Genomic DNA, 15,219 nt, shown 5'->3' on the forward strand with positions numbered 1-15,219 from the left:
CAACATCATGCTGGTCGATGATCACAAGATGATATTAAACGGGTTACGAGGCCTGCTGGAAACACAGATAGCTTTTCGAGTGGTTGCGGAGGCAGCTGGCGGGGAAGAAGCCCTGCATAAGGTAAACGAATTACACAAGGCAAACGGTAAGGAGGCAATACACCTGGTGGTGACCGATCTGGCGATGCGCCGCGGAACTATCAACGGTATCCAATTGACCAAGAAGCTGCTCGCTGACTTTCCCGCTTTACGCGTTCTGGTATATACCATGCACGATGAAGAAGCATACATACTTCAAGCAATCCAGGCGGGTGCGTGGGGTTATGTAATGAAAGACGAGGATACGGCAGTAGATCCTGTCATCGAAGCAATCCATAGGATCGTTAAAGGCCACAAAGTCTTTCCTCTGGTACTGAAACCCGAAGAGCATCTGACTCCGACCGAACGACAAGTCCTATGGCTTCTTGGCGATGGGAAGTCCAATGCATATATTGCTGCCAAGCTCCGTGAAACCAGTATAACTAAGCGCACAGTGGAAAAGCATCGCTCCAATATCTGGGATAAATTAAAAGAATATCTGTCGGAAGAAGACAGCGAGAATCCAACGGTTCTGATAAATATTGCCACAAGGTATAGAGATCGCTGTCCCTTCCCCATCATCATTGATGCGAAAATGAAAGATGGATCCTCTCGCTAATTACTTTGGCGAGTGCGCCTCGTCTTTGAGACCACCATTGCCCTTTCGCTGCTTGGCTGTTCAATAGCTGACCCGGCATAGAGTAAGCTATCGAACGCATCGGTTAGAATTGAGACATTCTCGTAAATTATTACGGCGCACACTAACGATAGCCTCGATCGTCGATTATCGACCAGCGGCACGGCTTATACTTACTTTGGGTACACACGCGGCTGCGGATATCTGTGTCATGCACTTTTATTGTTCGCAATGCTTGACGTTGAGAACCCGGCGCAGAAAGCATACGTATCGTGGAGTCTTCCACTTCCACATGCTGCCTTCTGCGCGTTCGATAAAAGAACGGGGCGACTCTTTATTCTTTCGCGCTCGTCACCGCCTGTGCCACGCCTTCCGCAAATCCATGCTCCACGTCTTCAATCGTTGTGAGGCCACCATAGACTCCACCCCATGCGAACGTCTTGTCGATATCGAATTCGGAAACTTTCACACGCTCGGGCAGCAGGAATACGGATGCTCTGGCATCAATATGAATTTGCCCAAGCCCGACAAGCATGAATCTGGCGAAAGCATTGCCTTTTTCATATCGTGTCAGCAACACCGCGATCTCATACTCACGCTTGCCCGAAGAATCGGGATTCTGCAATTTTTGCATGTCGATCTTTCCCAGAATGTTCCGGGCCAGCCGCTGTTTCTCATATTCGTCGATAAAAATGCCCTCTGCCGCTTCTATTTTCACATCGGCGGTGTCGTTCGCGTCCAGGCGCTGGTCCTTCGGTAATGCTTGCCTGAATGCCGCGTTAGGGGATGTTGTCGCGCACCCGGAAAGCAATAGTCCGGCGCCTATCGCCGCCAGGAGACCAACCCGCAATATCTTGATTGAATAGTACATTTTATTGATATTTCCTTTTTTAAGTTAAAATATTCGTGTTCATCAGCAGGTGCATTTATTTCTTCAATACCGTAACTTGATCGACCCTGTCGTCCTTATCGTATGAAACCTGGTAAGCCATCTCATCACCGCTGAAAACCGCTTCCGCGGGTGTGCCGACAACCTCCCACAAACCCAGCGTTGCTACATCGGCAGCACCATGAAACAACGCCCTGCCGGCTTTTACCCCGGTGCTGTAACCCTGGATGAACTTGAAAACCTCATATTTCCTGCCATCCCTCGTCTCCGATACGGCAGGAGGACCAAACTCACCCAGAAGCATATTTCTTGAAGTGCCTGACCTGAACAAATCCACATTCTTCTTGTCGGGTTGCTTCGCCGCCATGAAAACCGAGCATCCCGAGTTGAAGATCAATACAGGCGCGAGAAGAAATACTGCCAATAGCTTATGTGTCATGATTTTTATGTTCTCGAAAGTTAATGACTAATGTGTATGAATCCGGGCTTTCCTTTGGAGCGCCACTCTTGTTACGATAATTCATGTAATTGTGTTTAAAAGTGGCTATAACAACGAAGCGGTATATTCAAGTTGGAAATACATTTCCCCGATGGTGGGAACAACGCTCCGAACTCTATTTCTTCACCAGTACATCGGCCTCGGAAAAAATCCGCCTAGCGATATCCTCCAGTTCGGAAGGCCCCTCGTCGCCATGGTTGACGCATTTTTCATAGCTGGCCGCGGTAAAGCAGATCCGCATGCCGCCAGCGTCCAGAAGATGGAGTGCAGCCGTTTCGACAGTTCCCCCATCCTTCAGGAACACCGAATATCGGTTGGTATAATCATCTGGCATGTCGAAGAAATGAATCCTGTAGAACTCGTTCATCAGGGCCAGCAGCTTCGTCACCTGGTAGGTGAATGGCATGATTTTTCCGTCCCGCTCCAGCGTTGCGCTACCGGAACCGGACAAGCTGACCCGCTGAACCCGAAAGGCGGCGTTGCCGGGATGACGGGTCAGACGGATGTGGACGTCGTCAATACGATAGGTCAATGGCGGGCCGCCCGATTCAGGATTACGTTCCGCAGCCATGGCCGCCGGCACCCCAAGGCACGCGATAACGATCAGCAGAGTGCCGACGAAGAATCGCGCATCCCCAAGCTCACATTTGGAATTAGCCAATTGGTCCGTATCGGCTTTGTTGGCTTCGGATATCATTTGACTTCACCCTTCTCGAAAATTGTTGCCGGTAGTTTTAACCGGCAAGAAATTCGGCACCCGTTTTTGGGTCCCGAGTCGTTTAGCCCATCGCGATACCGGATGCGCGGCGACGTGTAATCGCACCCAGAACAGCCAGACCTGCAAGCAGCATGGCGTAAGTTTCGGGTTCCGGCACGACCGCCACATAGCCGAGATCCTTGAGAATGCCGACCTCGATCGCACTGAAGTCACGCATCTGCGGGCCTGCGTAGGTGGCCGGTGACATCAGCGTTCCCTCGATACCCGGCATCCGGTCGTCCAGATGGGAAACGCTGCTGCCCGGTTCCCAAGCGTCCGCTGTATAGAGAGTGACCAAAAAACCCCCATTCGCGGCCACGGCGTTAGTCCCATTGAAGAACAGGCCGTCGGAGCCGCCTCCGCCCCAATTGCCGACACTGCCGGTATCCCAGACTCCCTGGTTCAGCGCGAAGGTATTCGGATCGATGATCGGATTGTTGTTCTGGTCGACAATGAAGCTGGCAAACGTGCTCCAGCTTCCATCTTTCGTGCCGAATGCGCTCGCCCCTGATTGTGTCATTACCGGGCTGAAACCAAGCGTATGGGTAAATTCGTGATACAACGTACCGTACAGGTCGTATGTGCCTGGATACCATCCCCATCCCCAAGCGGGCGGCGTATTGAAATCAAGCTCCCAGTTTTTACCAAAATTCACATTTACAACACCATCCGCATCACTCCCGTTCAGATCGATTCCAGTTTGAAGCTTGGTCCGGACAACCTCTCCCAGGTTGAATCCCGCACTGCCCGGATTGGTAAAGTAACTGCCTGCGGACGCCAACGTCCCGCTGTAAGGATCGTTTTGAGCCCTCGCTGTCAGCACGATCGTGGCCGAATTGCTGAAATGGCTGCCGAACATGCTGGAGAAATTGCTGGCTGCCGTGTTCAGGGCTGCTTGCCGGCTTGTTCCGTAGATAGGATCAAGGAATCCGGTTCCCGCGGGATCGCCATATTGAAACTGGAATGTGACGCCCGCATATGCCGCCGTTCCCAGGGACAGACAGCCTGCCAGAAGCAGTCCGCCGTGTAGCGCAACGCGCATGGTGCGCAGCATCCGATTTCGGTTCTGATGTATCATGAAATCTCCTCAGGTTGGGTTAAAAAAAGCTGACTGGTTTTGTATCGGTTTCATTTACTGCTCAGGTTGAAATGTAGCTATGTCCGCCTTCCTTCGAATCCGCATAATTACGTCTAAGAGCTACGTAAAAATACGTACCGCTGGTTTTACCAGTGGTCCATCTCGATCCTAGCAACACCGCCCCACCCGGCCGTCATACCGTGCCGCCTGGCATTCCCGAAAGAATTCCTGATAGGACATAGGTGGTTTATCAGGATGTTTGCTGCGCATATGCGCAACGTAGGTACTGTATTCAGGCACGCCTACCATCAAACGCAGGCTTTGCCCGATATAACCTGTCATTCTCAGCAATCCGGCAAGTGCGCTAATTTTTCGACTGTCGATCTTATTCAGCATGGTTTTTGTTCCTTATCTTTCAGGTAAGGCTCGAAGGCCGGTGAGTGGCAGCGGTCGCGGATAATAGTTCGAATGGCGCTTCCTTGACGGTGGGCGCGTTCGTACCGCGTGCACGTATCACCGTTTGGATACCGAATGCCAGCAAGCTGACCAGCACCAGCATGAAGAGGCCCGTCATCGACGCATTGACATAGTCGTTAAAGATCACCTGCCGCATCTGCTCCATCGATTTGGCCGGCGCAAGAAACATCCCACATGCGGATGCCTCCTTGTATTGGTCGGCATGTGCCAGAAACCCGATGCGCGGATTCATGTCGAATATCTTCTGCCAGGCGGCGGTCAACGTGCAGACCAGCACCCAGGTTGCGGGAACGATGGTGACCCACGCAAAGTGGTCGTGCTTCATCTTGAACAAGACACACGTACAAAGTATCAGCGCGATGCCGGCCAGCATCTGATTAGCGATGCCGAACAGCGGCCACAAGGTATTGATGCCACCCAGGGGATCCACTACTCCCTGATATAGGAAGTAACCCCAGCCGGCGACACAAAGCGCAGTCGCGATCAGGCTGACAACCATTGAATCGTGCTTCATCGAGGGGATAAATTCGCCGAGCAAATCCTGCAACATGAAGCGTCCGGCCCGCGTGCCCGCGTCGACCGCTGTGAGGATGAAAAGGGCTTCGAACAGGATGGCGAAGTGATACCAGAACGCCATCATGGTTTGCCCTCCGACCACTTCAGAGAGAATTTGCGCCATCCCCACCGCCAGAGTGGGGGCGCCGCCGGCACGGGAAATGATGGTGTGCTCGCCCACATCGCGTGCCGTCTGCGCGAGCATCTCAGGGGTGAGATAAAAGCCCCATTGCGAGATCGCCTGCGACGCGGACTCCGCTGTAGTACCGATGATCGCGGCCGGGCTGTTCATGGCGAAATACACCCCAGGTTCGATGGTGGAGGCGGCGATGAGGGCCATGATGGCGACAAACGATTCCATCAGCATGGCGCCATAGCCAATGAAACGGATATCGCGCTCATTGCTGATCATCCTGGGCGTGGTCCCGGAAGCGATGAGAGAATGGAAGCCCGATATCGCGCCGCAGGCGATGGTAATGAACAGGAAGGGAAACAGGCTTCCCGACCAGACCGGGCCGGACCCGTCCACGAACTGGGTGAAGGCCGGCATCCTGAGTTCGGGTGAAATAAAGATGACGCCAATAGCCAGGCCAACGATGGTGCCGATCTTGAGGAAGGTGGACAAATAGTCGCGCGGCACCAGGAGCAGCCAGACCGGCAGCACGGAGGCAACGAAACCGTAGCCGATCAGCAGCCAGGCCAACTGCTCGCCCGTCAGGGTAAAGAATTCCGCCAAGGTGGGGAATTCCGGCAGATATTGTCCTGCTACTATCGACAGCATGAGCAGGACAAAGCCGATCATTGAAACTTCGCCGATGGCACCGGGGCGGATAAAACGGCTGTAAACCCCCATGAGCAAGGCAATGGGAATGGTGGCCGCAACGGTAAAGGTACCCCAGGGCGATTCCGCCAGCGCCTTGACCACGATCAGCGCTAGCACCGCCAACAGGATGAGCATGATGAAGAAAGTGCCGAACAGGGCGATCATGCCCGGAACCTTGCCCAGCTCCAGCTTTATCAGCTCACCCAGCGACCAGCCATGGCGCCGGGTGGAGATGAAGAGCACCATGAAATCCTGCACTGCGCCTGCAAACACCACACCGATCAGCAACCACAGCATGCCGGGCATGTAGCCCATCTGGGCGGCCAGGATCGGACCTACCAGCGGGCCGGCGCCGGCAATGGCGGCAAAATGATGCCCGAACAGAATGTAGCGGTTGGTGGGTACGTAGTCCTGCCCATTACAGTGTTTGTGCGCCGGAGTCATGCGGGTGGCATCCAGCCGCAATACCCGGCGAGCGATGAATTGGCTGTAGAAGCGATAGGCGATGGTATAGAGGCAGACGGCGGCGATTACAATCCAGATGGCACCGATTGGCTCATCATGTTGAAGGGCGATGTAGCCAAATCCAAAAGCGCCGATCAAAGCTATCAATGCCCAACCTGCTTTGTTGATTAGACGATTCATTCTCTCTTTCCTCTTAGTAAAAACATCTTTGTCATGATCTGGAATTGCAGATAAAAAATTTTGTTTTCAACACCTGGTTGTCTCGCGTGATGTTGAGGAAGAAAATATGACAGTTGAGGAGGTTGCCCGATACCTCTCTGAAGATGAGGCGATCTCAACCAAAAGTTGAGGCCACCGATGAAGCGACCTTGTACGATGACGACATGAAACTACGACAAAAAATCATCCTGTTTGCGGTCCTGCCACTGGTATTGGCGCTTTTAGCGGTTGCATCCACGGTTTACTACCAGGCAACCTCCCTGGAACAATTGCAACGCGAATCCATGGGGCGAACCTACAAGAACATCAAGGATGAGGAACTGAAGAACTACATCACGCTGGCCCAGCAATCCATCGCCCATCTGTACGATTCAGGCCGGACGGATACGTCCGCGTTGAATGAAGCCAAGGCTATCCTGGCAAGTTTGAATTACGGGCTGGACGGTTACTTTTTCCTGTTCGATCTGCAGGGAATCATGCTGATGCATTCACGGCAGCCAGAACTGGTGGGGCAATATGTGTGGGATATCACGGATACCAATGGCAACCCGGCAATACAGAAACTGGCCAGCCGGGCACTTGAGGGAGGCGGTTTTGAAGACTACACGTGGCAGAAGCCATCAAGCGGGACTACTGTCCCTGAACCGAAGCGCGCCTATGTCGTCGTATTAAAAAATTGGGGCTGGGTACTCGGAACCGGCGTTTACCTGGATGATATTGATGTGGCATTAACGGAGATTGATAAACAGGCTTCGCACAACATATCCCGTACGATGATGTGGATTATCGCTATCTCTTTCCTGAGTGTGATCGCGATATTTTTAGGCTTGATGATAAATATCAAGGAGCGTAGCCTCCTCGATGAGAGGCTGGTTGCCGCAAACGCCGGTCTCGTCAAGACGAATACCGAGTTGGAGGAATCCAGGCAACGCATTGTAAACGCGCGAGAAAGAGAGCGTGAGAGAATGAAGAACGACTTGCATGATGGCGTTCAATCGATGCTGGTCGCAGCTAAGCTGAAAATCGAGACTGGCATGCAACTGCTCCATACAAGGGCAGGCGAACACGTAGCCTCGGCTCAACCAGCATTTAAATCCGCAGCAATGCTATTGAAAGAAACGCTGACCGAACTGCGTAAAATCATAGACGACATCTACCCCGCTGGCGACCTGGTAGCTCGACTGAGCAAACTTTGCAGCGACATGTCGCATGATACTTTTCTGGTAGAGTTCAATGTACTGGGAGAGATAGAGGGTCTAAGCAGCGCTACAGAAAAAGCCCTGGATTACGTTGCAAGCGAAGCATTGCACAATATATCGAAGCATGCAAAAGCCTATAAAGCCTCGGTTCATCTGGCGGGTACGACGAGTTGTATAAAACTGGAAATCCTCGACGACGGTATAGGCTTCGACAAAGATCTTATTTTGAACAGTCCGGGCCGAGGTATCGGATTGCGCAACATCGAGCAACGTATCGAATCTGTAGGTGGGCAATTAACGATTACTTCATCATCCAGCGGTACATGTGTAGTCGCTACTGTTCCTCTTCCTTGATTATCTTTCATTATGGCTAATACGCAACTTGTCAAAATCATGATCGTGGATGATCATCCAGCGATAGTTGAAGGATTGTGCGGTTTTCTGCAGACGATATCCAAGTTTAAAGTGATTGCCATAGCCAGACATGCCGAAGCAGCAAGACACGGTATGCAAAACAATGAAGTCGACCTGGTGATAATGGATATTTGCCTTCCTGAAATTGAAGGTGGTTCGACTCGTGTCATCGGCATTGAGCTGACAGCGGAATTACGCAATCTCTATCAAGATTTGCCTATTCTCATATATAGCAGCATCGGCAATGCGGAACTCGCCAGCCGGGCAAAGGATGCGGGTGCGCGCGGATACTTGCTGAAGGGAGCAGACCTTCCGGTTATCAAACAGGCAATCGAAATAATCATGGGAGGATGGACTTACCTGGACCCGGCCCTAGGTCCAATACCAAAGCCAAGATGGGCTCTGGGCCCGCCGGAGTTGACCAGACGCGAAGATGAGGTGATGCGGCTTTTTGCTCATTGGCTGACGACTAAGGAAATCAGCCGAAAGCTTGGAATATCAGTATCTGCAGTAAAAAGCCATCGTAACAATATCATATCGAAACTTGATATTATCAATGCACCCGGACTTTACAGAGAGGCCATAAGACGTTACGGCAATCCAGACGACCAGGAAGCGCGAGCCTGACAACTTAACAAGCCGGTATGATACGAGATCATGCATCGCTGGATCTTCCCGATAGGTTGCGGTGCCTCCTGGGCGGTGGGCAGAGTTATCATGCTGAAATTGGAGATGAGCGCATAATGTTTCCCGTTATATGGAAAAGTTGGCGGCCAGGGAGAGTTCGGCAAGAGCGAGATTTAGGTAAAACAGAAATAATGGTGCCTGGGTATGCTTGAATTAAATGGTGCGCAATTCGATCAATGGTGTAGATTGGTGAATGCACAAACGCGGCCATCGCGGTTCCGAATCGCCACACAGGCGATCATGCGGATAGATCCTGGATGGATCGTTCGGCAGCAATAAATGGTGAAGTCCGGATCACATGAAACATTGAGTTCTGGAGGTTGCATGATTCATACGCATCTCGCGCAAGACCATACCTGCGGCAAATGGCTGTGGAAATCGCCTGAAGACCATTCAGAGGGACATCTTCCCGTGTGCGCCAGTATGGCCAAATCGGCTGCAAGCCATGATGAACGAAGTTTCCGGTAGTTTGCTCTCGTCGACGCCCGGTCCGGTGGACGACGTTTCCGCCAACGCGGCGGATATGTCCCTGCCTCCAAGTCTGGCATCGCGCCGCGAGCAGATGTTTCCCAAGCTCGCCCCGGCAGAAGTTGATCGGTTACGGCGTTTCGGTGAGGTACATACCTGGCAGCCCGGCGAATTATTATTCGAGGCCAGCAAGACCGGGCCCGGCATGTTCGTTTTGCTGGATGGGCACGTCCTGGTTACGCGCAAAAATTGTCTTGGAATCGAGGTTCCCATCGTTGAAAACGGACCGGGCGACTTCATGGCCGAAATCGGCCAGCTTTCGGGACGCCCTTCTCTTGTCTATGGACACGCGCTCGACGTGGTCGAAGCCTTGGTGATAAATTCACCTTCGTTGCGCGCCGTGGTCGTGGCCGAAGCCGAGCTCGGGGAACGAATCATGAGAGCCCTGATCCTGCGGCGTATGGGATTGATCGAAACCGGCGCAGGCGGCCCGATATTGATCGGTCCCGCCGACGGTGCAGGCATGGTGCGATTGCGGGGATTTCTTTCAAGGAACGGCCATCCTCATCTGGCGCTGGATCCGAAGCTGAATAGCATCGCGAAAGACGTGATGAAGCTCCACGAACCGCGCCCGAATGAATTGCCTTTGGTTATCTGCCCCGATGGAACGGTCCTCAAGTGTCCCACCGAAAGGGAACTTGCGCACCGCCTCGGCTTGTATATCGAGCTGAGCGCTGACCGCGTTTACGACGTTGCGATCGTCGGCGCCGGGCCCGCCGGCCTTGCGTGCGCGGTATATGCGGCGTCGGAAGGGCTTTCCGTGCTGGTGCTCGACACCCTTGCATTCGGCGGTCAAGCGGGCGCCAGCGCCAGGATCGAAAATTATCTCGGTTTCCCGACCGGTATCTCCGGCCAGGCGCTCGCCGGACGCGCTTACGTTCAGGCGCAGAAATTCGGTGCTGAAATGGTGGTGCCCGTCGAAGTGACATCGCTGGATTGCACCTCTGTTCCCCACGCAATCAAGCTGGATTGCGGCACACGGATTTCGGCCAAAACCGTAGTGATCGCGACGGGCGCAAAATATCGGCGTCCCGCCATACCCGAACTCGAGAAATATGAAGGTCGCGGCATCTATTACTGGGTGTCGCCGATCGAGGCCGCGCTGTGTGGACAGGAAGAAGTCATACTGGTTGGCGGCGGCAATGCAGCCGGGCAGGCAATAGTATTCCTGGCGAACCACGCAGCGCATGTGCATCACCTGATTCGTGGCCCCGACCTTGCAAAAAGCATGTCGAAATATCTCATTGACCGCATTGGGGCACTCGCGAATGTTACGCTGCACCCGGAATCAGATATTGTTGCAATCGAAGGCTCCGAGGAAGGCGTGAGCAGCGTTCACTGGCGCCATCGTAAAGACGGCAGCATGCAGACGAAATCTACCCGGCGCATATTCCTGTTCGTGGGAGCCGATCCAAACACTGGTTGGCTCGATAATTGCGGCGTGAAAGTAAATGATAAAGGATTCGTTTGCACCGGCCTCGATCTGTTACCGGCCGACTACGCGCGGTCGGCGTATTCGACGGACGGTCACCATCCCCTGCCGCTTGAAACGTCGGTACCGGGGGTATTCGCGATCGGTGACGCGCGTGCCAACTCAACCAAGCGTGTCGCCGCCGCCGTGGGCGAAGGCGCCGCGGCGGCGGCGCAGGTGCATGCCCGGCTGGCATCACAGAACGCTATCAATAGAGCATAGCCTGCGGCCGGACATGCCGCAGCATGTCGACAACATATTAATCGGGCGCCATCCTGAACCTTCCGGCAGAAAAGGGCCTCTGGTCCCCCTCCCTTCCGTGGGCAAATTCTCTTATGCAATCAATTCGCGGCAAGCTGCAAGCGGATGAGAATACTCAACCCTCCATCCGATTCGTTTTTTGCCACAATTTCGCCACCATACAGCCGAATGGCACGATCAGCGATGGCTAACCCGAGCCCGTGTCCGCCGCTTAGACTATCTCTGGCCTCCTCTACCCTCACGAACGGCTCAAAAAGACGGAGTAACATTTTTTCGGGTACGCCGGGTCCATGGTCCCGAACCTGAATAACGATGCTATCCGGATTACCCGCATCGGCCAGCATGCTTATTTCTACTGCCGTATCCGGTTTGGTGTACTTGACGGCATTGCGCACGACGTTTTCAATGGCGCTGCGAAGCAACCTGGTATTTGCCTTGACACCGGCCGGAAAAGCGTTCTTCAGCTTGACTTCACAGCCCCTTGATTCCGCTTCGAATTGTGCATCATTGATGAGTCCTTCGAGCAGTTCGCGTATATCGACCTTCTCGATATGCGCAGCATCCACCCCTGCTTCCAGGCGAGAGAGTTCAAGAAGTTGCCCGATCAATTCATTCAGCCGTTCTATCTCGGTTTCGATGCGGTCGAGCTCTTTTTCCGCCTGACCGTTTGATCGCTGCCGGGCAAGGCCCAACGCGACCTGCAAACGCGCGAGTGGAGAACGCAACTCATGGGAGGCGTCACTCAGTAACTGCCGTTGTGCGCCAAATACCTTTTCGAGCCGTTCAGCCATTCTGTCGAATGCGCCCGCCAGATCCGCAATTTCATCGCGGCGGTTACCCATGGATGGGGCAACACGCTGGGTAAGATCACCCGCTGCAATATGCTGGGTGGCGCGGCGCAACCGCTCGAGCGGAAAGGTCAGGTAACGGCTGAGCAACAGGCAAATCAGCGCACTGACCAGAGCTGCCACCGCCACGGGAAGCGCAATAACTCTTGGGCGCTGCAAGACTCTACGCAAGGTAATACTCTGGAAGTCGGGAACCATGCGGTAGGCGCTTCCATCCGCCAACCGTATGGACTGCAGGTGGCGCGATCCTTTTCGTTCCATGCGTTCAGCGTATTCCCGCCTTCGATCCAGTCTTGCAATGATATAAGCGGGAATCTCTCGCTCAAGCACATCCTGTCCTGTTTCATCGATAAGAAAAATGGGTATTGCTTCGCTGCGATCCAGATTTTCCAGCCATTCCTTGAGACCTTCGATACCTTTCTGTTTTGCGGCTGCCTGACCTTGATTGAAGTATTCCGACAGGCGTACGCGCATGCTGCCGATATCTTGTTGTGTTCGTGTATGTTCGAGATAACTTGAAGCAGCAAACATAACCAATGCAGAAAAGATAATCAGCGTAAGCCAGAACGACAGAAATATTTTCCAGAAAAGTCTGTGCACCGTCAGTTCCGTGAATAAATATAACCGACGCCGCGGACCGTCTTGATCCGCTCCTGGTCATCGGATAGCGGACCCAGCTTTTTACGCAGATTGCTTACATGCATATCAAGACTGCGATCATAACGGCTCAATTTACGCCCGAGCGCACGTTCGGAAAGATCCGCCTTCGACACCACATTGCCGGCTTCGCTCAACAGTATGCTCAGCAGGCTGAATTCCGTACTGGTCATGGCTACGGGATTATCGCCGCGCGTTACGGTACGTGAGCCAAAATGCATGACAAGATCATCCAGCGCAATCTGATCAGGGTGTTCGTTTCCATTATGCAACTCACCTTGCGCCTCTGCTCTTCTCAGGATTGCGCGAATCCGCGCCACCATGACGCGGGGATTGGATGGTTTGGCCAGATAGTCGTCCGCCCCGAGCTCAAGCCCGACGATGCTGTCGACGTCATCTCCACGCGCGGTCAACATCAACACGGGCAGCAAGGACCGCACTCGCAGTTCACGCAATACGTCGAAACCATTCCGCTTCGGCATCATGACATCCAGTATCAATAGATCATACTCGTTAGCCAGCGCCTTGCTCAAGGCCATGTCGCCATCATAAGCCACGTCGACGCTGAATCCTTCTTCCGAAAGGTAATCGACCAGCATGCTGCTCAGTTCGATATCGTCATCCGCCAGGAGTATGCTCGCCATCCGTTTTCCCAAGTCAAGCTGCTGCAAATGCAAGCGTAATCCATTCTGTTTTGAATATTGCCAAATCATGGCGAACAAATATAGCGGCCTCTGGCTTCTTTACACAAATTTACGCTTCCTTAACCCTACTTGACATTGCCTGGTCTTATTCTTTGTTCAAGCCGTGTAGGTTCATGGCGACATTCGTTAATAACGCAATCAAGAGGATTTGGCTAATGAAAACAATCATGAAAATTTCACTGATCGGTGGTTTATTAGTAAGTAGTATCGCTTTGGCAGCTCCGCAACCCGATGCAGATTCCAAAGATGGCGCGCGGGGATGTCATCACGGCGCACATGCCGGGATGATGAGGCATGGCATGAAAGGCGAAGGGCGTTTCCTGGACAGGATGGCGGATCGCCTCCAACTTACTACGGAACAGCGTTCATCAGTTAAAACCGTTTTGGAAAAGTCGAAGCCGCAAATGACAGCGATTAAAGAGAAGATGCGGACAAATCGCAAGGCATTAAGAGAACTCGGGCGAGATGGCAGCAGCGACGATAGCCGGGTACAAGCATTGGCACGAGAACGAGGTGACCTGGTGGCAAACCTGGTCATTGAGCGCAGCAAAATACGCAGTGATATTCAGCAGATTTTGACTGATACGCAACGGGAACAGATGAAACAGATGCGCTCGAAGCACAAGCATGGCGGGCATGACGGGCATGACGGGCATGAGCATCACGATAAGGGATAAAGCGTAACGCCCGACAGCGGCTTGCCTAAGCGGCCGCTGTCATTCACTGATCTGAAATTCATACTCTTCGTTTGCGAACTCATGAATAGGTGCCGGCAGGGGCAACGAATACCGAAAGGACACCGGATCGATGCAACCGTCGAGCAAGCGCAATACGCGGATGCGTTATAAGCGGTCACGCAGTTCCGTCACACCCTCTCTCTCCGCACAATGGTTACAACAGAATATTACCCCGTTCTTTTCCAGACCATGACCTACGATTCGCACACCGCAATGCGCGCAGGTGGGAGCGAGCATCTGTATTGCACACTCGAAGCTATCAAAAGTATAGGTTTTACTGGAAGCGATAATTTGAAAAGATTTGTCGTAGTCATTACCGCACCCATCACATTTCGGCATGAAGCTCTCCTTATTGATGCCTGATAGTTTCCGTTAAAGCGATTGATCGTCGAGGGTATACGGCAGGATCATGCCAGACATTAACTGCATCACGGCAAATGATGATGGGGTAGCCCAGGAAGCTCCTTCTGCATCCACAATTTTCCAGAGGATGAGTTTGGCGGAAGGTGCATACGAACCTTCCGAGGGACGGCACAAAATCGCAGCATCTCATCTGTGGAAACAGATTGAATCCAAAGCCCAGGTTCTGGCTACGATCTAGCATGAATACGGCAACCGGGTAAAGTGTAACGCCTGACGACAGTGTCAACAACGGTCTGGCAAAAGCCGCCGCTGCCAACGTGGGATTGCGAGCTAATGTCACGTAAGGAATAATCTTTAAGCTGCCGTGGAACGACCTGCTCAGAAGATTCCTAATCCCTCTTTACAGCAATCCAGGAAGTGACATCACCCGCCTTGGCCCGGCCATCACTGTGAGGGACCGTGCGTACCACGGAACCTGTCAGCGTTGGACGCTGATTGATGCCATTCGACCACATCGGAGTGAAAAAACCCACATAGTCATAGACCTGCCCATAGGAATCCTTGGTGTCGCCAATCCCCCGAAATCGTACCGTGCATGGAAGAACAAAAGTCGTCCAGCCCGATAACCGGAATTGATAGGTATCACCGAAGGACAGTCGCCCCGCAAACACTTCCGGACCGAATTCTTCGATGATAAGTTCTCCCCTTCCGAACTCAAGCGCATTGAATTCCTTCGAAACATCGGGTTCGTTGATAAAGCTTCTGTACGTCCAGCTTCCTAGTACCGAATGTGGAGGCAAAATGCAGTTTTGCATGGTCATGGTTCGAACCTCTTGATTTTGTTTATGAAACTCATCGGTATTTTTTATGACC

15 protein-coding genes are annotated in these 15,219 nt (G+C 52.9%); 5 read left to right on the forward strand and 10 right to left on the reverse strand.

Annotation, left to right across the window (positions count from 1 at the left end):
- Positions 1–7: 7 nt before the first annotated feature.
- Positions 8–697 carry a response regulator transcription factor gene (locus tag F822_RS01815; RefSeq protein WP_197272871.1) on the forward strand — a complete coding sequence of 230 codons (690 nt, stop codon included), beginning with the start codon at positions 8–10 and terminating at the stop codon, positions 695–697.
- A 352-nt stretch (positions 698–1,049) separates the two neighbouring features.
- Here F822_RS01815 and F822_RS01820 read toward each other — a convergent pair whose 3' ends face one another.
- The 6 genes from F822_RS01820 to F822_RS01845 all read right to left on the reverse strand — a co-directional run bounded on the left by F822_RS01820 (position 1,050) and on the right by F822_RS01845 (position 6,438).
- Positions 1,050–1,586: a hypothetical protein gene (locus F822_RS01820; RefSeq protein ID WP_025039618.1), complete on the reverse strand. Its 537-nt coding sequence runs from the start codon at positions 1,584–1,586 to the stop codon at positions 1,050–1,052.
- 55 nt (positions 1,587–1,641) lie between these two features.
- Positions 1,642–2,043 (reverse strand): hypothetical protein, encoded by a 402-nt coding sequence (locus F822_RS01825; protein ID WP_025039617.1) that lies wholly within the window; start codon positions 2,041–2,043, stop codon positions 1,642–1,644.
- A 175-nt stretch (positions 2,044–2,218) separates the two neighbouring features.
- A complete protein-coding gene (locus F822_RS01830; protein WP_025039616.1) occupies positions 2,219–2,800 on the reverse strand; it encodes a hypothetical protein in 582 nt (193 codons plus the stop codon).
- Between the two features lie 82 nt (positions 2,801–2,882).
- Complete coding sequence (locus F822_RS01835) at positions 2,883–3,938, reverse strand: PEP-CTERM sorting domain-containing protein (RefSeq protein ID WP_025039615.1); 1,056 nt, start codon at positions 3,936–3,938, stop codon at positions 2,883–2,885.
- Positions 3,939–4,106: 168 nt separating this feature from the next.
- Positions 4,107–4,334, reverse strand: a complete 228-nt coding sequence (locus F822_RS01840; RefSeq protein ID WP_036574380.1) for a YbdD/YjiX family protein — start codon at positions 4,332–4,334, stop codon at positions 4,107–4,109.
- A gap of 19 nt (positions 4,335–4,353) precedes the next feature.
- Positions 4,354–6,438 (reverse strand): carbon starvation CstA family protein, encoded by a 2,085-nt coding sequence (locus tag F822_RS01845; protein ID WP_025039613.1) that lies wholly within the window; start codon positions 6,436–6,438, stop codon positions 4,354–4,356.
- 203 nt (positions 6,439–6,641) lie between these two features.
- On the opposite strand from F822_RS01845, the gene F822_RS01850 reads away from it, so the two are divergent.
- The 3 genes from F822_RS01850 (at position 6,642) to F822_RS01860 (ending at position 10,998) form a co-directional block, all read left to right on the forward strand.
- Positions 6,642–8,030, forward strand: coding sequence for a cache domain-containing protein (locus F822_RS01850; RefSeq protein WP_025039612.1), 1,389 nt, complete (start codon positions 6,642–6,644; stop codon positions 8,028–8,030).
- Positions 8,031–8,042: 12 nt separating this feature from the next.
- Entirely contained in the window at positions 8,043–8,717 is a 675-nt protein-coding gene (locus F822_RS01855; RefSeq protein ID WP_025039611.1) for a response regulator, read from the forward strand.
- 505 nt (positions 8,718–9,222) lie between these two features.
- On the forward strand, positions 9,223–10,998 hold the full coding sequence (locus F822_RS01860; RefSeq protein WP_231623545.1) for an FAD-dependent oxidoreductase: 1,776 nt from the start codon (positions 9,223–9,225) through the stop codon (positions 10,996–10,998).
- A 119-nt stretch (positions 10,999–11,117) separates the two neighbouring features.
- On the opposite strand, the gene F822_RS01865 is transcribed toward F822_RS01860, so the two are convergent.
- A complete protein-coding gene (locus F822_RS01865; RefSeq protein WP_025039609.1) occupies positions 11,118–12,485 on the reverse strand; it encodes an ATP-binding protein in 1,368 nt (455 codons plus the stop codon).
- A gap of 2 nt (positions 12,486–12,487) precedes the next feature.
- Complete coding sequence (locus F822_RS01870) at positions 12,488–13,186, reverse strand: response regulator transcription factor (RefSeq protein ID WP_025039608.1); 699 nt, start codon at positions 13,184–13,186, stop codon at positions 12,488–12,490.
- Between the two features lie 50 nt (positions 13,187–13,236).
- On the opposite strand from F822_RS01870, the gene F822_RS01875 reads away from it, so the two are divergent.
- Entirely contained in the window at positions 13,237–13,923 is a 687-nt protein-coding gene (locus F822_RS01875; protein WP_156304324.1) for a Spy/CpxP family protein refolding chaperone, read from the forward strand.
- Positions 13,924–14,088: 165 nt separating this feature from the next.
- Here the strand turns inward: F822_RS01875 and F822_RS14765 are convergent, their stop codons facing one another.
- Both F822_RS14765 and F822_RS01885 read right to left on the reverse strand, forming a co-directional pair.
- The gene (locus tag F822_RS14765; protein WP_082204581.1) at positions 14,089–14,322 is read right to left on the reverse strand and encodes a metallothionein; all 234 of its coding nucleotides are present in this window, start codon (positions 14,320–14,322) and stop codon (positions 14,089–14,091) included.
- A gap of 413 nt (positions 14,323–14,735) precedes the next feature.
- On the reverse strand, positions 14,736–15,167 hold the full coding sequence (locus F822_RS01885; protein ID WP_025039605.1) for a hypothetical protein: 432 nt from the start codon (positions 15,165–15,167) through the stop codon (positions 14,736–14,738).
- Between the last annotated feature and the right edge of the window lie 52 nt (positions 15,168–15,219).

The sequence above is a fragment of the Nitrosospira briensis C-128 genome (assembly GCF_000619905.2).
GTDB classification, from domain to species: Bacteria; Pseudomonadota; Gammaproteobacteria; order Burkholderiales; family Nitrosomonadaceae; genus Nitrosospira; species Nitrosospira briensis.